The following is a 20,316-nucleotide window of genomic DNA, read 5'->3' as shown; positions in this document are numbered from 1 at the left end:
AGGTGACGCGTTTCGCTCTTCCCCTGCTGGCCGGCCTGCTCGCCGGCACCGCGCTGGCCGGTCCCGCCTTCGCCGCCAAGAACCTGGTGGTCGGCATCCCCGACAACATCACCACGCTGGATCCGGCCGACATCAACGACACCCTGTCGCAGTCGGCCAGCCGCACGATGATGCAGGGCCTGTTCGGCTTCGACAAGGAGATGAAGCTGGTCCCGCTGCTGGCGGAGAGCTTCACGGTCAACGACGCGGCCACCGAATACACCTATCGCCTGCGCAAGGGCGTCACCTTCCATGACGGCACTCCCTTCAACGCCCAGGCGGTGAAGACCAACTTCGACCGCCTGTCCAACCCGGCCAACCGCCTGAAGCGCCAGAGCCTGCTGGCGATGCTGGCCGAGACGGTGGTGGTCGACGACCACACCATCACCCTGAAGCTGTCGCAGCCCTTCGGCGCGCTGAACAACAACCTCGCCCATCCCGGCGCCATGATCCACAGCCCGAAGGCGCTGGAGACCTACGGCAAGGAGATCGGCCGCCACCCCGTCGGCACCGGCCCCTACAAGTTCGTCAGCTGGGAAGCGGACACTCTCAAGGTCGAGAAGAACGCCAACTACTGGAAGCCCGGCCTGCCGAAGGTCGACAGCGTGACGCTGAGGAGCGTGCCGGAGAACGGCAGCCGCATCGCCATGCTGCAGACCAACGAGGCGCAGTTCATCTATCCGCTGCCGCCGGAAATGGTGAAGATGGTGGAGGCCAACCAGGCGCTGGAGATCATCAACGCCCCGTCGATCATCGCGCGCTATGTGGCGATGAACACCATGAAGAAGCCGTTCAGCGACCCGCGCGTCCGTCAGGCGCTGAACTACGCCATCGACAAGAACGCCTACGCCAAGGTGGTCTATCGCGGCTTTGCCGGCCCGCTGGATTCGCCGATCCCGTCCAAGCTGGGCTTCCACGTCGCGCAGCCGGACCAGTACACCTACGACCTCGCCAAGGCGAAGGCGCTGCTGGCCGAGGCCGGCTATCCGAACGGCTTCGAGGCCGAGATGATCGGCCGCAACAGCACAAACTTCATCCGCGGCATGCAGTTCGTGCAGCAGCAGCTGGCCCAGATCGGCGTCAAGCTGACCGTCACCCCGCTCGAATCCGGTGTCGAGGCCGCCCGCGTCTGGAGCGTCGAGAAGCCGGAGGACGCTACGGTGCAGATGCAGTACAGCGGCTGGTCGGCCTCCACCGGCGATGCCGATTGGGGCCTGCGTCCGCTGCTGTGGGGCAAGGGCTTCCCGCCGAAGTTCTTCAACGTGGCGTACTACAAGAACGACACGGTCGATACCGCGATCGAGACCGGCATCGGCACCGCCGACAACGCCAAGCGCGCCGAAGCCTACCGCATCGCCCAGGAGCAGATCTGGAAGGACGCGCCGTGGATCTTCCTCGGCGTCGAGAATCTGCTGGCCGGCAAGTCGAAGAAGCTGACCGGCTTCCACTATGTCGCCGACGGCGGCCTGCAGATGGAAGAGGCCGATCTGCAGTGACGTGAGTGTGGAATCCCCTCTCCCCAGGGGGGAGAGGGGATTTTTTCTCTGCCTACCCAGGACCTCTGCCCCATGCTGAATTATCTTGTCGGCCGCGTCGCCGGCATCCTGCCGGTTCTGCTGGTGATTTCCGTCTTCGTCTTCGGCTTCGTCCATCTGCTGCCGGGCGATCCGGCGCGGCTGATCGCCGGTCCCGATGCGACCCAGCGCGACGTCGAACTGGTGCGCCAGGATCTCGGCCTCGACCAGCCGCTGTGGGTGCAGTACGGCCGCTTCATCGGCAATGCGGTGCAGGGCGAGTTCGGGCTGTCGATGAAGTCCAAGCGGCCGGTGTCGCAGGAGATCGGCGAACGCTTCCTCCCCACGCTCTACCTCACCATCGTCGCCATGGTCTGGGCGACGATGGCCGGGCTGCTGATCGGTGTCGCATCGGCCACCAAGCGCGGGCGCTGGCAGGACCATGCCGGCATGCTGGTGGCGGTGTCGGGCATCGCCTTTCCGTCCTTCTGGCTCGGCCTGCTGATGATCGACCTGTTCTCGGTCAAGCTCGGCTGGCTGCCGACCAGCGGCTATGGGACGTGGCAGCATTTCGTCATGCCGTCGCTGACGCTCGGCCTCGGCGTCGCCGCGGTGATGGCGCGCTTCACCCGCTCCGCCTTCATCGAGATCGCGCGCGAGGATTACGTCCGCACCGCGCGGGCCAAGGGCGTGCCGTCGCGGCTGGTGGTGTGGAAGCATACGCTGCGCAACGCGCTGATCCCGATCATCACCATGGTCGGCCTGCAGTTCGGCTTCCTGCTCGGCGGTTCCATCGTGGTGGAGACGGTGTTCTCCTGGCCGGGGCTGGGCCGGCTGCTGGTGGATAGCGTCAATTACCGCGACTACACCGTCATCCAGGCGGAGATCCTGCTGTTCTCGCTGGAGTTCATCATCATCAACCTGCTGGTCGATGTGCTGTACGCCTACGCCAACCCCGAGATTCGCTACTCATGACCACGACAGACGCAATCGGCGTGGCCGCCGCAACCCCTTCGGATACGGGCCACGAAGCCGTCCGTTCGCCGCTGCGCGAATTCTGGCGCAAGTTCCGGCGCAACCGCACCGCCATGGCCGCCGGCATCTGTCTGCTGGCGCTGACCCTGGCCGCCGCCGCCGCTCCCTGGATCGCCCCCTACGACCCGGCGGGCTTCGATTACGACCGCATCCTGGAAGGCCCGTCGGCCGACCACTGGGCCGGAACCGACGCCTATGGCCGCGACATCTTCAGCCGCATCCTGTGGGGCGCCCGCATCTCGCTCTCGGTCGGGCTGCTGTCGGTCCTGCTGGGCGGCGTGGCCGGCGTGGCGCTGGGGCTGGTCGCCGGCTTCCGCGGCGGCTGGGTCGACAGCCTCATCATGCGCATCTGCGACGTGCTGCTGGCCTTCCCCGGCATCCTGCTGGCCATCGGCATCGTCGCCATCCTGGGGCCGGGCATCGAGAACGTCATCTATGCGGTGGCGATCTTCAGCGTGCCGGTCTTCGCCCGCCTCGTGCGCGGCAGCACCCTGTCGCTGAAGCGCGCCGTCTATGTCGACGCCGCCCGCGCCATCGGCGTGCGCGACCGGCTGCTGATGGTCCGCCACATCCTGCCGGGCACGCTGCCCAGCGTGATCGTCTATGTCTCCATGCGCATCGGCACCTCGATCCTGACGGCGGCCAGCCTGAGCTTCATCGGCCTCGGCGCCCAGCCGCCCAGCCCGGAATGGGGCGCCATGCTGGCCGACGGCCGCAGCTATATCGGCGTCGCCAGCCATGTCACATTCTATCCCGGCCTTGCCATCTTCCTGACGGTGCTGGCCTTCAACCTGCTCGGCGACGGATTGCGCGATGCCCTCGACCCCAAACTCCGCTGATGCCAAGGCCAGGGCGCGGGCCTTCGGGCTCGCCTGCGGCCGGCTGACGCCGGGGCCGCGCAACGCCATCACCGATGTGCCGGGGGTGCGCGTCGGCCATGTCACCCTGAATGACGGCGCCATCCAGACCGGCGTCACCGCCGTCCTGCCCCATGCCGGCAACCTCTACCGCGACAAGCCCGTCGCCGCGGCGGAGGTGCTGAACGGTTTCGGCAAGAGCGTCGGCCTGATGCAGGTGGAGGAGCTGGGGGCGCTGGAGACCCCGATCCTGCTGACCAACACCCTGTCGGTCGGCACCGCGTCCACGGCGCTGGTCCGCCACGCCATCGCCGCCAACCCCGACATCGGCCGCACCACCGCCACCGTCAACCCGGTGGTGATGGAGTGCAACGACGGCCCGCTGAACGACATCCAGGCCCTGGCGGTGACGGAGGCCCATGCCGCCGCCGCCATCGCCGCCGCGCTGTCCGAACCGGACGGGGCCGAGGTCGCGGTCGGATCCGTCGGTGCCGGGCGCGGCATGTCCTGCTTCGGCTTCAAGGGCGGCATCGGCACCTCGTCGCGCCGCCTCAAGCTGGACGGCAGGCGCCATCACCTGGGCGTGCTGGTGCTGGCGAATTTCGGCCGGCCGGGGGAACTGCGGCTGCCCGACGGCCGCCGCGTCGCGCCGCCCGCGAAGGACGACGCGCCGGAGAAGGGCTCCGTCATCGTCATCGCCGCCACCGACGTGCCGCTCGACCACCGGCAGCTGCGCCGGGTGATCCGCCGCGCCGGGGTGGGGCTGGCGCGGGTCGGGTCGTTCTGGGGCCACGGCAGCGGCGACATCGCGCTGGGCTTCACCACCGCCAACCGCATCGATCATGACGGGCGCGCCGACATCGTGCCGTTGCGCATGTTGAACGAGCGCCGCATCGACGCCCTGTTCGAGGCGATGGCCGACGCGACGCAGGAGGCGGTGGTCGACGCGCTGGCCGCCGCCACGCCGGTGGTCGGCCGTGACGGCAGCACCCGGCCCTGCCTTTCCGATCTGCTGAAGTCCGATGGCCTGACCTCCGGGAGCATAGAGTGAAGATCTACATCTCCGCCGATATCGAGGGGGTGGCCGGGGTCGTCTCCCAACAGCAGGTGACGCCGGGCAATGCCGAGTATGAACGCGCCCGCCGCCTGATGACCGCCGAGGTCAACGCCGCCATCGAAGGCGCGTTGGAGGGCGGGGCGGCGGAGATCCTGGTCAACGACAGCCACGGCCCGATGGTCAACCTGCTGCCGGACGAGCTTCACCCCGCCGCCGAGCTGATCCTGGGCCGCCCGAAGCCGATCGGCATGTTCGCCGGGCTGGAGCCGGACAGCGCGGGCGTCATGTGCGTCGGCTTCCACACTTCGGCCCGGCAATACGGCATCCTCGCCCACACCACCAACAGCTTCGCCTTCGGCCGCGTCCGGGTGAACGGGCTGGAGTTGGGGGAGGCCGGCAATTACGGCGCCTATGCCGGCGAGATCGGCGTGCCGGTGATCCTGCTGAGCGGCGATGACCGCTTCGCCGCCGAGATGGCGCCCTTGTTCCCGGAGTCCGAGCGCGTGGTGGTGAAGCAGGCGCTGGGCCAGCGCGCCGCCCGGTCCGTGGCGCCCACGGTCGCCCGCGACCGCATCCGCCAGGCCGCCACCCGCGCCGTCCGCCGTGCGGCGAGCATCCCGCCCTTCCGCGTCCCGCCGCAAGCCGCCGAGGCGCCCTATCGCGTTGAGATCGAGTTGACCAGCCCGGCGCTGGCCGATCTGGCCGCCCTGATCCCGGTTTCCGAACGCCTCGACCCCGTCACCGTCCGTCTGCCGGCCGCCAGCATGGCCGCCGTGCTCGGCTGGATCAACACCCTGTCGGCCATGTCGGCCACCCTGCGCTGAGACCCGCGACCATGAGCTTCACCCAACCGCAGCCCTTCGCGCTCGCCATCCATGGCGGTGCCGGCACCATCAAGCGCAGCGCGCTGACGCCCATCCTGACCGAGGGCTACCATGCCGGCCTGCGCCGGGCTCTGGCCGCCGGGCATGAGGTGCTGGCAGACGGCGGCAGCGCGCTCGACGCCGTCACCGCCGCCGTCATGGCCCTGGAGGACGAGCCGCTGTTCAACGCCGGCCGCGGCGCCGTCTTCACCGCCGAGGGCAGGCAGGAGATGGACGCCGCCATCATGGACGGCCGCGACCGAGGCGCCGGCGCGGTGGCCGGACTGTTCGGCCCGCGCAACCCAATCCTCGCCGCCCGCGCGGTGATGGAGCACAGCGAGCATGTCCTGCTGATCGGCGAGGGCGCGCTGGATCTCTGCCGCCGCCAGGGTCTGCCGATGGAGGAGGCCCCCTATTTCTTCACCCAGCCGCGCTGGGACGCCCTGCAGGCCGAGCTTGAGCGCCGCCGCTCCGGCGCCCCCGATGATGGTGACGAGCAGCGCCGCCACGGCACCGTCGGCGCCGTCGCCCGCGACCGCGACGGCAACCTCGCCGCCGCCACCTCCACCGGCGGCATGACCGCCAAGGCCAAGGGCCGGGTCGGCGACAGCCCGGTGATCGGCGCCGGCACCTTCGCCGACAACGTCACCTGCGCCGTCTCCGCCACCGGCCATGGCGAGCATTTCATCCGCCGCTGCGCCGCCCACGAGATCGACGCCCGCATGCGCTGGGCCGGCCAGACCCTGGAGCGCGCCGCCGGCGACGTGGTGGACGAGCTGGGCGTGATCGGCGGCTCCGGCGGCCTGATCGCCATCGACCGCGACGGCCGGGTGGCGCTGCCCTTCAACTGTTCCGGCATGTACCGCGGCGCCATCGGGCCGGAGGGGCTGCCGATGACGGCGATCCACCGCGAGGAGTACCGGATCGGCTGACCCTCCGACGGGGCACCACGGCGGATGCTGCTGCCCCTCTCCCCCGCTGGACAGCCGGGGGCCGGTTTGCAACGCTGGTGCCCTGCGGTGCAACGCCCGGAACGGAGGATGACGGCATGCGTGCGATGGTGATCTCGCGGTTCGGCGGGCCCGACGTGTTCGAACTCCAGGACCGGCCGAGGCCGGTCGCGGGGCCGGGCGAGTTGCTGGTGCGGGTGGTGGCGTCCGGCACCAACCCGGTGGACGCGAAGATCCGGCAGGCCGGCAGCTGGGCCGGCATCCCTCTCCCGGCGGTGCTCGGCTATGACGTGTCGGGCGTGGTGGAGGAGGTCGGCCCCGGCGTGACCGGCTTCAAGGCCGGCGACGAAGTGTTCTACACGCCGGAGATCTTCGGCAATCCCGACGGCAGCTATGCCGAATACACCGTCGCCGCCGCGTCCATCGTCGCGCACAAGCCGCCCGGACTCAGTCACGTCGAGGCGGCGGGCATCCCGCTGGCCGGCGGCACGGCGTGGGAGGCTATCGTCCGCCGTCTGGCGGTGCGGCCGGGCGAGACGGTGCTGATCCATGGCGGGGCCGGCGGCGTCGGCAGCTTCGCCATCCAGTTCGCCAAGGCGGCGGGCGCCCGCGTGCTCGCCACCGCCAGCAAGGCCAACCATGAGGCGATGCGCGATCTCGGCGCCGACGTGACGCTCGATTACCGCGACACCGACGTGGCGGACCGGATCCTGCGCGAGGCGGGCGGAGCGGGGGTGGACGCCGCCTTCGACGCCGCCGGTGGCAATGTGCCGATGAGCACGCAGGTGACACGCCTCTTCGGCCGCATCGCCACCATCCTGCCGCCGACCGGCGACCTTGACGCGCTCTATGTGAAGAACCAGACCCTCTACGGCATCTTCCTGACCCGCGAGGGCGCCCGCCTGCGCGAGATGGCGCCGCTGTTCGAACGCGGGCAGGCCAGGGTGATCGTCGACGCCGTCCTGCCGCTGGAACAGGTCGGCAAGGCGCATGAACGGCTCGATTCCGGCCACGGCCGCGGTAAGATCATCCTGCAAGTGGGTGCCTGACGCCCGCGTGAGGCTCTTGAGGGACGGTCGTTGGATTACATCTGGCTTATCGGGCTGCACGTCGCCGCGGTGACGGTGTGGATCGCGGGAATGTCCGTCGCCGCCATCCTGATCAGCGCACTGGATTCCACGACCGCCGCCGAGGAGGGACCGGCCCGCTTCCTGCGCGCGGTCGGCCGCTGGGACCGCCGCGTGACCTCCCCGGCGATGGGGCTCGCCTGGCTTCTCGGCCTGACGCTGGTGGTGTGGGGCGGCTGGGGCCTGGAGCCGTGGCTGGTGACCAAGGTCGCCATCGTCTTCGCCCTGTCCGCCCTGCACGGCAAGCTCGCCGCCGGGCTGCGCCGGCTGGCCGGACCGGCACCCGCGTCGGGTGTCCGCCCGGTCTCGCCGCTGCTGCGATTCTCCCCTCTCCTCATCATCGCCGGGGTCATCGCCATCGTCACACTTGTGGTGGTGAAGCCCTATTGAGCCGTACGGGATTGAGCCGTACACGGCCGGCAAGCCCGATGAACCAGCCACCGCCGCCGTTCAGTCATCGGCGGGGAGCAGATGGGGGTTCCAGACGACCTCCCACAGATGCCCGTCCAGATCCCGGAAATATCCGGCATAGCCGCCATAGAACGTGTCCTGCGCGGTCTTGACGATCTCGGCGCCGGCGCGTGCTGCGGTCTCCATCACCTCGTCCACCTCGCCCTTGCGCGTGACATTGTGCCCGATGGTGACGGCGGTGGAGCTGATCGGAGTCTTGGACAGGCCGGTGTCGTGGCAGATGTCGTCCTGCGCCCAGATCGCCAGCTTCAGCCCGCCGGACAGATCGAAGAAGGCGACCGCGCCATGGTCGAACTCGCGGCCGATTATGCCGTCGCTGGGCAGGCCGAGGCCGTCGCGATAGAAGGCAAGCGCCCGGTCGAGGTCGGTGACGCCCAGCGTCAGAACGGAAATTCTCGGCTTCATGTCCATGCCCCCGCTATCGGCGCCCGCATCATGCACGCGCCCCGATAGTCTTGGGCCGTTAGCCTCGGCAACGGAAGGACCCGCATGGCGGGGGCCGGGCCAACCGTCCCGAACCTGACCTGTTTCAGACCGCCCAACGGTATCCTCCGGGCCAAGGGCGGTCAAGATCGGCGCCCCTCACCGCCGGGACCATCGCCAACGTGAACACGCCCGCCGCTCTGGCTGTCATCAACCGATGTTGCCGGGGAAGCGAGTTTCCCTCAACCGCTTCTCCGTTTCGTGATCTTGCAGGCCAACCTCTGTTTCCAGGGGAGTCCCCGGCGCTCCAGGAGGAACCGATGCCGAGCAAGCCCGCAGGCTACGACGACCGTGACGACCGCAAGTCCGGCCAGGACCAGGTGCCGAAACCTCCCTCCCGCGCGGAGGTCGAGGAGATCAGCCGCTCCCAGGAATATCTGACCGACGACTGGACCGGCGAAGGCGGCAAACCGGGCGAGGACCGCCGGCCCGCCTGACGCCGCCGGCATTTCCCCACAGCACCCATTCCGCCGATCGGGCTGGAAGCCGGAGGGACCTGATGGCTTTCCGGCCCGCATCCGCATGCCTAAACCCGGCACCCGAATCCGCCGGAAGACCCGGTCGGGACTCGATCGGATTACATCCGCCGCCCTCGGGCGTAAGCCGTCGGAAAAGTAGACGAATCATGGAACTTGCAATCCGCCCCTCCTGTCGAAGGAAGTCCCCTTCCCCAGACCGGAGAGACCGGGATGCGCCACTCCCTCCCCGCCCTGCTGTTCGCGACCGTCCTGGTTCCCGCCGGCGCAGGCGCTCAGGAAGCGGGTGCTGACATCGGCGCTCTCATCAGTGCCGGGTTCCAGGCCGAACGGTCGCTCTGCCGGCCCGCAGACGATGGCTGTGCCCGCTTCATCGGCGATTCGAAGGGAGCCGTGCCGAAGCGGGGAGGGGAGAGGCAGCCGGTGATCATCGGCTCCTCGGTCTACATGCTGACGCCCTGGCAGGCGGAGCGCGAGCGCCGCTGCCTCGCGCTGGCCGGCTGGGCCGAGGCGCGGGGCCAGGGCGCCGATGCAATGGCCGCCGTCATGTGGGTGGTCGCCAACCGGGCGGCATCGGCGTCGCAGCCGTCGCTGCCCTGCCGCGTCGTCGTTGCCGCCGGCCAGTTCGAGCCCTTCTCCCCACCGCCGCAGGTGGAGCCGAAGACCCGCCGCAAGGCGGCGAAATCCCGTGCCAAGCAGGAAAAGGTGGCGGAGGATCCCCGCGCCGCCAATCGGGCGGAGGCCCGGCGCATCCGGGCGGAAATCCGCCGTCAGGCGCAGGTGATCCGGGCGGGCGGCATGCCGTCCTGGCCGAAGCCGCGCCTCGCCCCCGATCAGGAGGCGCTGCGCCTTGCCCGCGGCCTGGCCTGGCACCTGAACGACGACGAGATGCCCGATCCGACCGGGCGGGCCTCGCTGTTCTACAGCCCCCCCACCCAGGCGGCGCTCGGTCGCCAGAAGCCGAACTGGGCGGAGGCGCGGCTGCGCACCGCCTCCATCGGCGACCATTCCTTCTACCGCTATCCGCCAGCCCCGGCCGAGCGGATCAGCCCGGCCGACACCCAGGTGGCCGAAGTCGGCGAGTGAGGACGCCGGCTACTCCCGCCGCTCGTCCAGCCGCATCTGCATGCGGGCCAGTTCCGGGGCGTTGCGCGCCTCCATCTTCTCCAGCACGCGGGCGCGGTGGGTTTCCACCGTGCGGATGCCGATGGAAAGCCGCTGGGCGATCGTCTTGTTGGGCAGCCCCTCGGCGACCAGTTCCATCACTTCCAGTTCGCGCGGGCTGAGCAGGGCGAGCCGGCGGCGGATCTCCCCGGCCTCCACATCGGCGCGGCGGGAGGCGAGGTCGCGCTCGAAGGCTTCCTGCACCCGTTCGATCAGCAGATCCTCGTCGAAGGGCTTCTGCAGGAAATCCACGGCGCCCGCGCGGAAGGCCCGGACGGCGGCGTTCACGTCGCCATGGCCGGTGATGATGATGACGGGCATGGTCAGGCCGCGGCGGGCCATCTCCTGCTGCAGATCCAGCCCGTCCATGCCCGGCATGCGGATGTCGAGGATCGCGCAGCCGGGCTGGTCGGGCGAGGCGGTTTCCAGGAACTCCGCGGCGGAGGCGCAGCAGCGCACCGACAGCCCGGCCAGATCCAGATGAAGCGCCAGGGCATCGCGCACCGCCTCGTCGTCATCCACCACGAAGGCGACAGGTGTCTCGGTCGTCATGCAGACCCTCCGTCCGTTTCCTTCGCATGCACGGGAATGGTGAACTGGAACACGGTTCCCCCTTCTGCGCCATTCGCGCCGCCGCTGGCACTGCCACTGCAACTGCGCGCGGTCAAGGTGCCGCCATGGGAATCGATGATGGTGCGCACGATGGACAGCCCCAGCCCCATGCCGGTCGGCTTGGTGGTGACGAAGGGCGCGAACAGGTTGCGTTCCACCACCTCGGCAAGTCCGGGCCCGGTGTCGCGCACGCCGATGGCGACGAAGCCTGGCTGCGCCGCCGGGCAGGCGAAGATCACGATGCGGCGCCTTCGCGACTGATCGCGCGCCGGCTGCTCCCGTCCGGGCTGTTCCTCCGGCCGGGCGCCGTCGGGCGTCATCGCCTCCGCCGCGTTGCGGACGAGGTTCAGGATCGCCTGCTGAAGTTGAACCGCATCTCCGGCGATGGCGGGCAGGGCGGGGGCGACCTCCGCCGCGATCTCCACCTCATGCCGGCTGGCGAGCGGGCCGGCCAGCGTCAGGCATTCGGCGATCAGCGTGGCCACCGGCAGCGGCGCCCGGTCGCGGGCGCCCTTGCGCACGAAGTCGCGCAGGCTGCGGATGACGCGGTCGGCCCGCTCCGCCTGGGTGACCGTCTTGTCGAGGATCTCGGTCAGGCGGGGGGACGACTCCTCAAGGCGCGCGATCTTGCGGGCGGCGCGGGCGTAGCCCATCGTCGCCGTCAGCGGCTGGTTCAGTTCATGGGCCAGCGCCGCCGCCATTTCCCCCGCCTCGATCAGGCGGGAGGCGTGGGCAAGGTCGGACTGCCGCACCCGCAGCCTGTCCTCCACCCGGCGGCGTTCACTGACCACGGCGCCCAGCAGCAGGATGGTGATGGCGAGCGTCAGCATCAGAAGCTGGAAATGCGCCATGCGCGCGGTATCGACGCCGGTTATCTGGATGGCGGCGATCAGGCCGGCCTGGGTGGCGGCCGAGGCCAGCACCGCCCCGCCCAGCCCGTGCCGCACCGCGACCGCCATGGCCGGCAGGAACAGCAGGTAGAAATGCTCGTACTGCGACGAGGCCAGCGGGCCGAAATCCAACCACAGGGTGAATCCGATCAGCGCGCCATGGGCCAGAACCTCGGCGGCCCCGCCCCAGGACCAGCGCAGCGCCGGCATGCGCGGGGCGAGCAGCACCATCGGGGTCACCACGGCGATACCGATGATCTCGCCGGTCCAGAAGCGCAGCAGAACCTCGGGAAAATCCGCCCATTTGAACAGTCCGGCCGCCGTGTGGACGGCGACGAAGCCCAGCCCGATGACCAGAACCGCCACGGCGCTGCCGCCGAGCAGCAGGACGATGTCGCGCAGGCGGGACAGCCCCGGATCGATCGCCTTGCGCAGCAACTGTCCCGCCACCCCATACCCCAGGGCGACGATGCCGTTCGCCAGAAGGGCAGTGCCCAGCGGCACCGGCAGGTCGCGGACCACGATGTCGGCAATGGTCAGTCCCAGCCAGAACAGCGGCGCCACGCGCAGGCCCAGCAGCACCGACAGCCCCATCATCAGGCCGGCAGGCGGGTTCCACGGCGTAATGTTGATCGACGACACCGCATGGATGAAGCTGATCCAATCCAGGAACATATGGGCGGCCAGATAGGCCGGGATCAACATCCAACGATGGCGGGCAGTCTGCGGCATGTTCCTATGGTAGCGCCAACCGGCCCGGACTGCACCACGTGAAATGATCCGCCTCGTATTACTACGGACATTCGGCGAGGTGTTGCGCGGCCCTTTTCGGTCCGTATTTCCCGGCATGGACAGACTGAACCCGACTTCCGATCATTAGGAGGGTCTCTGCAAATTGATCGAAAGTCACGATGGCGAGCCTTCGGCGCATTCTGCTGGCAACCGACCTGGAACCGAAATCGGACCGTGCCCTGGAACGTGCCGTCCAGCTCGCCTGTCGGTTCGATGCGGAGCTGACGGCGCTGCATGTCGTCGAAGGCAGCGGCGGCCCCTATGGCTGCCTGCCGCTGCACCATGTGGAAGCGGAACTCCAGCGCCATATCCTGGCCGCGCCCGGCGGGACGGAGATCCGGGCCCAGGCGGTCGCGGTGCGCGGTGAGGCTGTGGAGCATCGGGTCGCCGGCTATGCCGGGCTGTGGCTTCCCGACCTTCTGGTGGTGGGGCTGCACCAGCGCGACCGGGTGGCGGACCTGTTCCTTTCCTCCACCATCGAACGAATCGCCATCGCCGATGGAACGCCGATGCTGATCGTGCGCGACAAGCCGCTCCAGCCCTATCTGCGGGCGCTGGTTCCGGTCGACTTCTCCGAACGGTCGGCCCCGTCTGTGGACGGGGCGCGCATGCTGATGCGGGAAGGGGCCATCCATCTGCTGCATGTGGTCGACCAGCCGGGCCTCGCCGGGCGGTCGATGTCGGCCCCGGATACGCCGGTACTGGACACGGCGCACTTTGCGTACGATTTTCGGAAAGCGCTCGGCAGTCCGGCCGGCGGGCCGGAGGTCGAGACGATCGTCCTCACCGGCTCTCCGGGGCGTCGGATCGTCGAGCTGGCTCGAGAGGGGCGGTACGATCTGGTTGCGCTGGGTTCGGCCCGGCGCAGCGGCATCTCCCGTGCCTTGCTGGGCAGCACGGCCTCGGAGGTGATCGAGGCGCTGCCCTGCGATGTCCTGGTCGGCGGCACCGTTCCCGGCCGGTCGTCACAGTCGGCAACGTCCCTTGGCCAAATTGGAGAACCAGATGGCGGAGAACCGGATGGCCATAACTGAGCTTTTTACCGCGGCCGATGTCGTCCTCGACGCCGTCCCCGCTCCCGCCAGCAAGGCGGCGCTGCTCGACCTGCTTGCGGAAGCGGCGGCGGCCCGCAGCGCCCGGCCGGCGCCGGAAATCCTGGACGCCCTGATGGCGCGGGAGAAGATCGGATCGACCGCGCTCGGCAAGGGTGTGGCGCTTCCCCATACCGAACTCGCCGAACTGGCGGAGCCGGTCGTCCTGTTCGCCCGGCTCCAGCGCGCGGTCGATTACGACGCGCGCGACGACCAGCCGGTCGATCTCGTCTTCCTGGCCTTGTGGCCGGCATCGAACCGCAAGGGCCTGCTAGCCGCCATGGCGGAGATCTGCGGGGCGCTGCGCGATCCGCAGGTGCTGCGCCGGCTGCGCGGCGCCGCGACGCCGGAGGACGTCGCCCGGATCGTCCTGCAGGCCGTCGCGCGGGATGAGGCGGATCCCGACCTCATCAAGGATCCCGACGACCCGCCGCCCGGCATCTGAACCCTTCCGACCCCGCCGCTCCATCCGACCGTAGGACTTCATGCCCGACGCCTTGCTGCTCCTGATCGCCGTTGGCTTCCCCTTCGCCGGTGCGCTCGTCGCCGGGCTTCTGCCCACGCACGCGCGCAACGCGGCGGCGTGGCTGGCCGGCGGCGTGGCGCTGGTCGGGCTGGCGATGGTGTGGTCCGCCTATTCGATCGTGCAGGCGGGCGGCGTGATCCGCTATTCGGCGGCCTGGATGCCGACGCTCGGGCTGGAATTCTCCTTGCGCATGGACGGCTTCGCCTGGCTGTTCGCCGGGCTGGTGTTCGGCGTCGGCGTGCTGGTGGTGCTCTATGCCCGCTATTACATGGCGGCCGAGGATCCGGTGCCCCGCTTCTTCGCCTTCCTTCTCGCCTTCATGGGGTCGATGACGGGGGTGGTGCTGTCGGGCAACCTGATCCAGCTCGTCTTCTTCTGGGAGCTGACCAGCCTCCTTTCCTTCCTGCTGATCGGCTATTGGCACCACACCGCCGCCGCGCGCGACGGCGCGCGCATGGCGCTGACCGTCACGGCGACGGGCGGTCTCTGCCTGTTCGCGGGCGTGCTGATCCTGGGCCACATCGTCGGCAGCTACGATCTCGACGCGGTGCTCGCCGCGGGCGACCGCGTCCGGGCCAGTCCGCTCTACCTGCCGGCGCTGGTGCTGATCCTGCTCGGCGCCCTGACCAAGAGCGCGCAGTTCCCCTTCCATTTCTGGCTGCCGCACGCCATGGCCGCGCCGACCCCGGTGTCCGCCTACCTGCATTCGGCGACGCTGGTGAAGGCCGGCGTCTTCCTGATGGCGCGGCTGTGGCCGGTGCTTGCGGGTACGGAGGCGTGGTTCTGGATCGTCGGCACGGCCGGGCTCTGCACCCTGCTGCTCGGTGCCTATGTCGCCATCTTCCAGCACGACCTGAAAGGACTTCTGGCCTATTCGACCATCAGCCATCTCGGGCTGACCACTCTGCTGCTGGGCCTGAACAGCCAGCTGGCGATGGTGGCGGCGATCTTCCACGTCATCAACCACGCGACCTTCAAGGCCTCGCTGTTCATGGCCGCCGGCATCATCGACCACGAGACGGGGACGCGCGACATCCGCCGGCTGTCCGGCCTGAACCGCCTGATGCCCTTCACCGCGCGCCTCGCGATGGTCGCAGCCGCCGCCATGGCGGGGGTGCCTTTGCTGAACGGCTTCCTGTCCAAGGAGATGTTCTTCGCCGAGGCGCTGTCGGCCAAGGGTTCGGTGCCGGTCTTCTTCGACGTGCTGCCGGTCGCGGCCATGGTGGCGAGCGCCTTCAGCGTCGCCTATTCGCTGCGCTTCATCCATGGCGCCTTTTTCGGGCCGGATCCGGTGGACCTGCCGAAAAAGCCGCATGAGCCGCCGGCCTGGATGCGCTTCCCGGTCGAGGTGCTGGTGCTGGCCTGCATCGTCATCGGCATCCTGCCCGCGGCCACGGTGGGGCCGTATCTCGATATGGCCGCGCGGGCGGCGCTCGGCACGGAGCCTCCCGAATACAGCCTTGCGGTCTGGCATGGCTTCAACCGGCCGCTGCTGATGAGCGTGATCGCCTTCGTCGCCGGGCTCGGCCTCTACCGCCTGCTGCAGGACCATCTCGGCAAGGGGATCGAGGGTCCGCCGCTGATCCGCGCCTTCGAAGGCCGGCGCATGTTCGAACGGACCATGGTCTTCCTGTCCTGGCGCCTCGCCCGCACGGTCGAGGGGCTGATCGGCACCCGCCGCCTGCAGCCGCAGCTCCGTCTGGTGGTGTGCGCGGCGGTTCTGGCCGCCGGCTGGGCGGTCTGGCTGCGCGGGCTGGGGCCGGGCAATCTGGTGCCGTCCGGCATCGATCCGGTGCTGGCGATGATCTGGGCGCTGGGCGCCGCCTTCGCGCTGGGCGCCGCCTGGCAGGCGAAGTTCCACCGGCTGGCGGCGCTGATCCTGCTTGGCGGGGCCGGGCTGGTCGTCTGCGTCACCTTCGTCTGGTTCTCCGCCCCCGACCTCGCGCTCACCCAGCTGCTGGTGGAGGTCGTGACCACCATCCTGCTTCTGCTGGGCCTGCGCTGGCTGCCCAAGAGGCTGGACGTTCCCGGCACCCGCGGGTCGGAGGCGATCACCCTGACCCGCCGCCTGCGCGACCTCGGCATCGCCATCGCCGCCGGGGCCGGCATGGCGGGGCTGGCCTATGGCGTGATGACCCGCTTCCCGCCGGAACTGCTGGCCCAGCATTTCCTGGAGCTTGCCTACAGCGAGGGCGGCGGCACCAACGTCGTCAACGTCATCCTGGTGGATTTCCGCGGCTTCGACACCATGGGGGAGATCACCGTCCTCGGTGCGGTGGCGCTGACCGCCTACGCCCTGCTGCGCCGCTTCCGTCCGGCCTCGGACAGCGTCGACGTTCCCGAACAGCAGCGCGACCAGAGCGCCTTCGACATGGCCCATCCCGACCGCAAGGAAGGCGACACGGTGGCGGAATGGCTGTTCATCCCGTCGCTGATCGCGCGGCTTCTGTTCCCGCTGATCGTGATGGTGGCGCTGTTCCTGCTGCTGCGCGGCCACGACCTGCCGGGCGGCGGCTTCGCGGCCGGGCTGACCGTGGCGATCGCCATGATCCTGCAATACATGTTCGGCGGCATCCAGTGGGTGGAGACACGGCTGCGCGTCCTGCCGATGCGCTGGATGGGGATCGGGCTTCTTCTGGCCGCCGGCACCGGGCTGGGCGCCTGGATCTTCAACAGGCCCTTCATGACCAGCTATTTCACCTACGCCGAGCTGCCGGTGCTGGGGAAGATTCCGGTGGCGAGCGCCCTGCTGTTCGACATCGGCGTCTTCGCCCTGGTGGTGGGCTCGACCGTCCTGATCCTCATCGCGCTGGCCCGCCAGTCGCTGCGCGGCCACCGCGCCGCGACGCCGCGGCCGGCGGAGACGCCGGCTGCAGCCGAGCCGGTGCCGACCGCCGTGGGAGACGACTGACATGGAACTGATCCTTTCGCTCGGCATCGGCGTGCTGACCGGCTCCGGCGTGTGGCTGCTGCTGCGGCCCCGCACCTTCCAGGTGATCATCGGCCTGTCGCTGCTGTCCTATGCCGTCAACCTGTTCATCTTCTCCACCGGCGGCCTGCGCACCGGCGCCGAGCCGATCCTGGAGGGCGGCCGGGCCGGCAACCTCGCCATGCATGCCGATCCGGTGCCGCAGGCGCTGGTGCTGACCGCCATCGTCATCGGCTTCGCCACCACCGCCCTGTTCCTCGTCCTGCAGATCGCCGCCCGCGGCCTGACCGGGACCGACCATGTCGACGGAAAGGAGAAGAGCCGGTGACCGGCTGGATGGATCACCTGACCATCGCCCCCATCATCCTGCCCATGCTGGCGGGTGCGGTGATGATGCTGATCGACGAGCGGCAGCGCACGCTGAAGGCCGTGATCGGCATGGCGTCGGCGCTCACCCTGCTGGGGCTGGCCGTCCTGGCGATGACGGTCGCTGACCAGGGCGCGGCCGGCGTCCGCGTCTACCGGCTGGGCGACTGGCCAGCCAATTTCGGCATCGTGCTGGTTCTGGACCGCTTCGCCGCGCTGATGCTGGTGCTGACCGGCATCCTGGGGGTGGCCGCCCTGCTGTTCTCGCTGCCGCGCTGGCAGAAGGCGGGCGCGCATTTCCATTCGCTGTTCCAGTTCCAGCTGATGGGGCTGAACGGGGCCTTCCTGACCGGCGACCTGTTCAACCTGTTCGTCTTCTTCGAGATCATGCTGGCCGCCTCCTACGGTCTGGCGCTGCACGGCTCGGGCATCGCGCGGGTGCGGGCGGGGCTGCACTACATCGCCATCAATCTGGCGGCGTCGCTGCTGTTCCTGATCGGCGTCAGCATGATCTACGGCATCTCCGGCACCCTCAACATGGCCGATCTGGGCAGCCGCGTCGCCGGGATGGCGGCGGAGGACCGCGGGATGCTGGAGGCGGGGGCGGCCATTCTCGGCGTCGCCTTCCTGATCAAGGCGGGGATGTGGCCGCTGGGCTTCTGGCTGCCCAACACCTACTCCACCCTGGGCGCGGCGTCGGCGGCCATCGTCTCCATCCTCAGCAAGGTCGGCGTCTATGCCGTGCTGCGGCTGTGGCTGCTGGTGTTCGGCGACGCGGCCGGCGCCTCCTCCGACTTCGGCGGCACCGTCCTGCTGGTCGGCGGGCTGGCGACCATCGGCTTCGGGTCGATCGCCGTGCTGGCGACGCAGAACATGGCGCGGCTGGCCGGGGCCAGCGTGCTGGTCTCGTCCGGCACCCTGCTGGCCGCCATCGGCACCGGGCAGCTGTCGGTGACCGGCGGCGCCCTGTACTATCTCAGCAGTTCGGTCCTGGCCGTCGCCGGCTTCTTCCTGGTGGTGGAACTGGTGGAGCGCGGCCGCGCCGTCGGCGCCGACGTGCTGGCGGTGACGCGCGAGGCGTATGGCGAGGGCGATGACGAGGACTCCGACGATGGCGGGGCCGGCGTCGCCATCCCGGCGACGATGGCGATCCTCGGCATCGGCTTCATGTCCAGCGCGCTCCTGCTCGCCGGCCTGCCGCCGCTGTCGGGATTCCTCGCCAAGTTCGCCATCCTGTCGCCGCTGCTGGCCGCCAGCCCGGAGGTGCCGGTCACCACCTGGGTTCTGATGGCGGCGCTGGTCCTGTCCGGGCTGGCGACGGTGGTGGCGATGACGCGTGCAGGCATCGATGCCTTCTGGGCCTCCTCCCAAGAGGCGCCGCGCGTGCGGGTGGCGGAGATCGCGCCGGTCCTGCTTCTGCTCTCCCTGAATGTGGCGCTGACCGTCCAGGCCGAGCCGGCGATGCGCTACATGGAGGACACAGCGAAGTCGCTGCACGCCACGCGAGACTACACCGGCGCCGTGAAGGCCGTTGCCCGCATACCCGGAACGACGGGAGGCTCCCAATGAGAGCGGCGATGAGCAAATGGCTTCCCTACCCCATGATGACCGCGACCCTGCTGGGGGTCTGGCTGTTGCTGAACGAAAGCGTGGCTCCGGGCACGATCATCCTCGGCGCCGTCCTGTCGGTTGCGACCGCCGCGACGCTGAAGACGCTCGACCTTCCGGCCGGACGGTTCCGCCGGCCGTGGGCCGCCGTGTCGCTCCTGGGGCTGGTGCTGGAGGATATCGTCCGTTCCAACATCGCCGTCGCCTGGATCATCCTGCGGCCCGGCAAGGGCGGGCGGGTGTCGGGCTTCGTGCGCATCCCGCTCGAACTCCGGGCGCCCTACGGGCTGGCGACGCTGGCCTGCATCGTCACCGCCACGCCGGGCACGGTGTGGGTCGCCTATGACCGGAGGCGGAACACGATCCTCCTCCACATCCTCGATCTCGTGGACGAGCAGGTGTGGATCGACACCATCAAGGGGCGGTACGAGACACGGTTGATGGAGCTGTTCGAATGATCGTCAAGTTTCTGATGGGAACGATCTTTCTGACCCAGATCATGCTGGTGGTGGCCATGGCCTTCGCGACCTTCCGGGTGCTGCGCGGGCCGCGGGCGCAGGACCGCGTGCTGGGGATGGACACCCTCTATGTCACGGCGACCATGCTGCTGCTGACCTTCGGCATCCGCACCGGCAGCATCCTGTATTTCGAAGCGGCGCTGATCATCGCCCTGCTGGGATTTGTCTCGACGGCGGCGCTGGCGAAGTTCCTGATGCGCGGGGAGGTGATCGAATGACCCATCTGGCCGAAATTCCCGCCTGGGCGGCAATTCTGACCGCAGTGCTGCTGCTGACCGGCGCCGCCCTGACGCTGATCGGGACGGTGGGCCTGCTGCGCTTCGACAGCTTCTACCAGCGGGTCCACGCTCCGACATTGGGGGCGACGCTGGGGATCGGCTGCATCCTGCTGGCCTCGATGCTGTTCTTCTCCGTCCTGGAATCGCGGGCGATCATCCACGAGGTGCTGATCACCGCCCTGATGGTGGTCACCACGCCGATTACCCTGATGCTGCTGGCCCGCGCCGCGCTCTACCGCGACCGCACGGAGGGAAGCGACGAGGTGCCGCCGCCGCTTTCGGATTGACCGGGCTCCCTCAAATCCGCCGCAGCCGTCCCATCAATTGCGGATTGTCCCAGTTCGGCTGACGGTCCTCGATCACCACATGGTGGGGCAGGGGCGCGTCGCGCTCCAGCACCACCTCGACCCAGCGAGGCACCAGCTCGTTGTTGAGGTCATCCAGGATGGCGAGCGCCAAGGCCTCCAGCCCATCCGCGAAGCCGGCGAGTTCCGCCAGATAGGCGGCGACGGAGGCCGGGTCCGGCACCAGCCGGTCCGGCACCAGCCGCAGGGTCAGGCGCGTGCCGGCCATCGGCTCGCCGCGCAGTTCCACCAGATAGTCGTGGCGGGTGTCGGGGGAGGGGCGGGTGCTCAGGCGCTCTCGCCTCATGAAACGTCTCCCTTCACGC

At 69.4% G+C, this 20,316-nt stretch carries 22 protein-coding genes; 18 read left to right on the top strand and 4 right to left on the bottom strand.

The features are described from left to right. Positions 1 to 2: 2 nt before the first annotated feature. The 8 genes from DM194_RS20630 to DM194_RS20595 all read left to right on the top strand — a co-directional run bounded on the left by DM194_RS20630 (position 3) and on the right by DM194_RS20595 (position 7,832). Entirely contained in the window at positions 3 to 1,535 is a 1,533-nt protein-coding gene (locus DM194_RS20630) for a glutathione ABC transporter substrate-binding protein (protein ID WP_111069442.1), read from the top strand. 72 nt (positions 1,536 to 1,607) lie between these two features. Continuing rightward, the gene (gsiC, locus tag DM194_RS20625; protein ID WP_111069441.1) at positions 1,608 to 2,528 is read left to right on the top strand and encodes a glutathione ABC transporter permease GsiC; all 921 of its coding nucleotides are present in this window, start codon (positions 1,608 to 1,610) and stop codon (positions 2,526 to 2,528) included. After that, positions 2,525 to 3,427 carry an ABC transporter permease subunit gene (locus tag DM194_RS20620; RefSeq protein ID WP_111069440.1) on the top strand — a complete coding sequence of 301 codons (903 nt, stop codon included), beginning with the start codon at positions 2,525 to 2,527 and terminating at the stop codon, positions 3,425 to 3,427. The genes gsiC and DM194_RS20620 overlap by 4 nt, the downstream gene beginning before the upstream one ends. Continuing rightward, a complete protein-coding gene (locus DM194_RS20615; protein WP_111069439.1) occupies positions 3,402 to 4,496 on the top strand; it encodes a DmpA family aminopeptidase in 1,095 nt (364 codons plus the stop codon). Before DM194_RS20620 ends, DM194_RS20615 begins: the two co-directional genes overlap by 26 nt. Continuing rightward, the gene (locus DM194_RS20610; RefSeq protein WP_111069438.1) at positions 4,493 to 5,326 is read left to right on the top strand and encodes a M55 family metallopeptidase; all 834 of its coding nucleotides are present in this window, start codon (positions 4,493 to 4,495) and stop codon (positions 5,324 to 5,326) included. The genes DM194_RS20615 and DM194_RS20610 overlap by 4 nt, the downstream gene beginning before the upstream one ends. A gap of 11 nt (positions 5,327 to 5,337) precedes the next feature. Beyond that, entirely contained in the window at positions 5,338 to 6,297 is a 960-nt protein-coding gene (locus DM194_RS20605) for an isoaspartyl peptidase/L-asparaginase family protein (RefSeq protein WP_111069437.1), read from the top strand. A gap of 116 nt (positions 6,298 to 6,413) precedes the next feature. Beyond that, positions 6,414 to 7,364 (top strand): zinc-dependent alcohol dehydrogenase family protein, encoded by a 951-nt coding sequence (locus DM194_RS20600; protein WP_111069436.1) that lies wholly within the window; start codon positions 6,414 to 6,416, stop codon positions 7,362 to 7,364. A 30-nt stretch (positions 7,365 to 7,394) separates the two neighbouring features. Beyond that, positions 7,395 to 7,832: a CopD family protein gene (locus DM194_RS20595; RefSeq protein WP_111069435.1), complete on the top strand. Its 438-nt coding sequence runs from the start codon at positions 7,395 to 7,397 to the stop codon at positions 7,830 to 7,832. 60 nt (positions 7,833 to 7,892) lie between these two features. On the opposite strand, the gene DM194_RS20590 is transcribed toward DM194_RS20595, so the two are convergent. Continuing rightward, positions 7,893 to 8,318, bottom strand: coding sequence for a VOC family protein (locus DM194_RS20590; RefSeq protein ID WP_111069736.1), 426 nt, complete (start codon positions 8,316 to 8,318; stop codon positions 7,893 to 7,895). A gap of 338 nt (positions 8,319 to 8,656) precedes the next feature. Here DM194_RS20590 and DM194_RS28265 point away from each other — a divergent pair, with 338 nt between their 5' ends. After that, entirely contained in the window at positions 8,657 to 8,833 is a 177-nt protein-coding gene (locus DM194_RS28265) for a hypothetical protein (RefSeq protein ID WP_162630134.1), read from the top strand. A gap of 252 nt (positions 8,834 to 9,085) precedes the next feature. Further along, positions 9,086 to 9,958 carry a cell wall hydrolase gene (locus DM194_RS20585; RefSeq protein WP_111069434.1) on the top strand — a complete coding sequence of 291 codons (873 nt, stop codon included), beginning with the start codon at positions 9,086 to 9,088 and terminating at the stop codon, positions 9,956 to 9,958. Positions 9,959 to 9,967: 9 nt separating this feature from the next. Here the strand turns inward: DM194_RS20585 and DM194_RS20580 are convergent, their stop codons facing one another. Both DM194_RS20580 and DM194_RS20575 read right to left on the bottom strand, forming a co-directional pair. Further along, a complete protein-coding gene (locus tag DM194_RS20580) occupies positions 9,968 to 10,588 on the bottom strand; it encodes a response regulator transcription factor (RefSeq protein ID WP_111069433.1) in 621 nt (206 codons plus the stop codon). Continuing rightward, positions 10,585 to 12,270: an ATP-binding protein gene (locus DM194_RS20575; RefSeq protein WP_246024539.1), complete on the bottom strand. Its 1,686-nt coding sequence runs from the start codon at positions 12,268 to 12,270 to the stop codon at positions 10,585 to 10,587. The genes DM194_RS20580 and DM194_RS20575 overlap by 4 nt, the downstream gene beginning before the upstream one ends. A gap of 179 nt (positions 12,271 to 12,449) precedes the next feature. On the opposite strand from DM194_RS20575, the gene DM194_RS20570 reads away from it, so the two are divergent. From DM194_RS20570 to mnhG, 8 genes are read left to right on the top strand one after another with little or no spacing between them, the layout of a single operon-like run. Beyond that, complete coding sequence (locus tag DM194_RS20570) at positions 12,450 to 13,364, top strand: universal stress protein (RefSeq protein WP_111069431.1); 915 nt, start codon at positions 12,450 to 12,452, stop codon at positions 13,362 to 13,364. Then, a complete protein-coding gene (locus DM194_RS20565; RefSeq protein WP_111069735.1) occupies positions 13,351 to 13,866 on the top strand; it encodes a PTS sugar transporter subunit IIA in 516 nt (171 codons plus the stop codon). Before DM194_RS20570 ends, DM194_RS20565 begins: the two co-directional genes overlap by 14 nt. A 40-nt stretch (positions 13,867 to 13,906) precedes the next feature. Then, positions 13,907 to 16,858 carry a monovalent cation/H+ antiporter subunit A gene (locus DM194_RS20560; RefSeq protein ID WP_111069430.1) on the top strand — a complete coding sequence of 984 codons (2,952 nt, stop codon included), beginning with the start codon at positions 13,907 to 13,909 and terminating at the stop codon, positions 16,856 to 16,858. A gap of 1 nt (position 16,859) precedes the next feature. Beyond that, a complete protein-coding gene (locus tag DM194_RS20555) occupies positions 16,860 to 17,204 on the top strand; it encodes a Na+/H+ antiporter subunit C (RefSeq protein WP_111069429.1) in 345 nt (114 codons plus the stop codon). A gap of 8 nt (positions 17,205 to 17,212) precedes the next feature. After that, positions 17,213 to 18,811: a monovalent cation/H+ antiporter subunit D gene (locus DM194_RS20550; RefSeq protein WP_111069734.1), complete on the top strand. Its 1,599-nt coding sequence runs from the start codon at positions 17,213 to 17,215 to the stop codon at positions 18,809 to 18,811. An 8-nt stretch (positions 18,812 to 18,819) separates the two neighbouring features. Beyond that, a complete protein-coding gene (locus DM194_RS20545; protein ID WP_111069428.1) occupies positions 18,820 to 19,308 on the top strand; it encodes a Na+/H+ antiporter subunit E in 489 nt (162 codons plus the stop codon). Further along, a complete protein-coding gene (locus DM194_RS20540; RefSeq protein WP_111069427.1) occupies positions 19,305 to 19,586 on the top strand; it encodes a K+/H+ antiporter subunit F in 282 nt (93 codons plus the stop codon). Before DM194_RS20545 ends, DM194_RS20540 begins: the two co-directional genes overlap by 4 nt. Then, positions 19,583 to 19,933 (top strand): monovalent cation/H(+) antiporter subunit G, encoded by a 351-nt coding sequence (mnhG, locus tag DM194_RS20535; protein ID WP_111069426.1) that lies wholly within the window; start codon positions 19,583 to 19,585, stop codon positions 19,931 to 19,933. Before DM194_RS20540 ends, mnhG begins: the two co-directional genes overlap by 4 nt. A 10-nt stretch (positions 19,934 to 19,943) precedes the next feature. Here mnhG and DM194_RS20530 read toward each other — a convergent pair whose 3' ends face one another. Further along, complete coding sequence (locus DM194_RS20530; protein WP_111069425.1) at positions 19,944 to 20,297, bottom strand: hypothetical protein; 354 nt, start codon at positions 20,295 to 20,297, stop codon at positions 19,944 to 19,946. Between the last annotated feature and the right edge of the window lie 19 nt (positions 20,298 to 20,316).

This window comes from Azospirillum ramasamyi (assembly GCF_003233655.1).
Lineage (GTDB): Bacteria > Pseudomonadota > Alphaproteobacteria > Azospirillales > Azospirillaceae > Azospirillum > Azospirillum ramasamyi.
This window is presented reverse-complemented; position numbering and strand designations above follow the sequence as displayed.

Excerpts from the sequence above, each read along its gene's own strand:
- gsiC (WP_111069441.1), top strand. The coding sequence starts at position 1,608 with ATGCTGAATTATCTTGTCGGCCGCGTCGCCGGCATCCTGCCGGTTCTG.
- DM194_RS20620 (WP_111069440.1), top strand. The coding sequence starts at position 2,525 with ATGACCACGACAGACGCAATCGGCGTGGCCGCCGCAACCCCTTCGGAT.
- DM194_RS20615 (WP_111069439.1), top strand. The coding sequence starts at position 3,402 with ATGCCCTCGACCCCAAACTCCGCTGATGCCAAGGCCAGGGCGCGGGCC.
- DM194_RS20605 (WP_111069437.1), top strand. The coding sequence starts at position 5,338 with ATGAGCTTCACCCAACCGCAGCCCTTCGCGCTCGCCATCCATGGCGGT.
- DM194_RS20600 (WP_111069436.1), top strand. The coding sequence starts at position 6,414 with ATGCGTGCGATGGTGATCTCGCGGTTCGGCGGGCCCGACGTGTTCGAA.
- DM194_RS20590 (WP_111069736.1), bottom strand. The coding sequence starts at position 8,318 with ATGAAGCCGAGAATTTCCGTTCTGACGCTGGGCGTCACCGACCTCGAC.
- DM194_RS28265 (WP_162630134.1), top strand. The coding sequence starts at position 8,657 with ATGCCGAGCAAGCCCGCAGGCTACGACGACCGTGACGACCGCAAGTCC.
- DM194_RS20585 (WP_111069434.1), top strand. The coding sequence starts at position 9,086 with ATGCGCCACTCCCTCCCCGCCCTGCTGTTCGCGACCGTCCTGGTTCCC.
- DM194_RS20580 (WP_111069433.1), bottom strand. The coding sequence starts at position 10,588 with ATGACGACCGAGACACCTGTCGCCTTCGTGGTGGATGACGACGAGGCG.
- DM194_RS20575 (WP_246024539.1), bottom strand. The coding sequence starts at position 12,270 with ATGCCGCAGACTGCCCGCCATCGTTGGATGTTGATCCCGGCCTATCTG.
- DM194_RS20570 (WP_111069431.1), top strand. The coding sequence starts at position 12,450 with ATGGCGAGCCTTCGGCGCATTCTGCTGGCAACCGACCTGGAACCGAAA.
- DM194_RS20565 (WP_111069735.1), top strand. The coding sequence starts at position 13,351 with ATGGCCATAACTGAGCTTTTTACCGCGGCCGATGTCGTCCTCGACGCC.
- DM194_RS20560 (WP_111069430.1), top strand. The coding sequence starts at position 13,907 with ATGCCCGACGCCTTGCTGCTCCTGATCGCCGTTGGCTTCCCCTTCGCC.
- DM194_RS20555 (WP_111069429.1), top strand. The coding sequence starts at position 16,860 with ATGGAACTGATCCTTTCGCTCGGCATCGGCGTGCTGACCGGCTCCGGC.
- DM194_RS20550 (WP_111069734.1), top strand. The coding sequence starts at position 17,213 with ATGGATCACCTGACCATCGCCCCCATCATCCTGCCCATGCTGGCGGGT.
- DM194_RS20545 (WP_111069428.1), top strand. The coding sequence starts at position 18,820 with ATGAGCAAATGGCTTCCCTACCCCATGATGACCGCGACCCTGCTGGGG.
- DM194_RS20540 (WP_111069427.1), top strand. The coding sequence starts at position 19,305 with ATGATCGTCAAGTTTCTGATGGGAACGATCTTTCTGACCCAGATCATG.
- mnhG (WP_111069426.1), top strand. The coding sequence starts at position 19,583 with ATGACCCATCTGGCCGAAATTCCCGCCTGGGCGGCAATTCTGACCGCA.
- DM194_RS20530 (WP_111069425.1), bottom strand. The coding sequence starts at position 20,297 with ATGAGGCGAGAGCGCCTGAGCACCCGCCCCTCCCCCGACACCCGCCAC.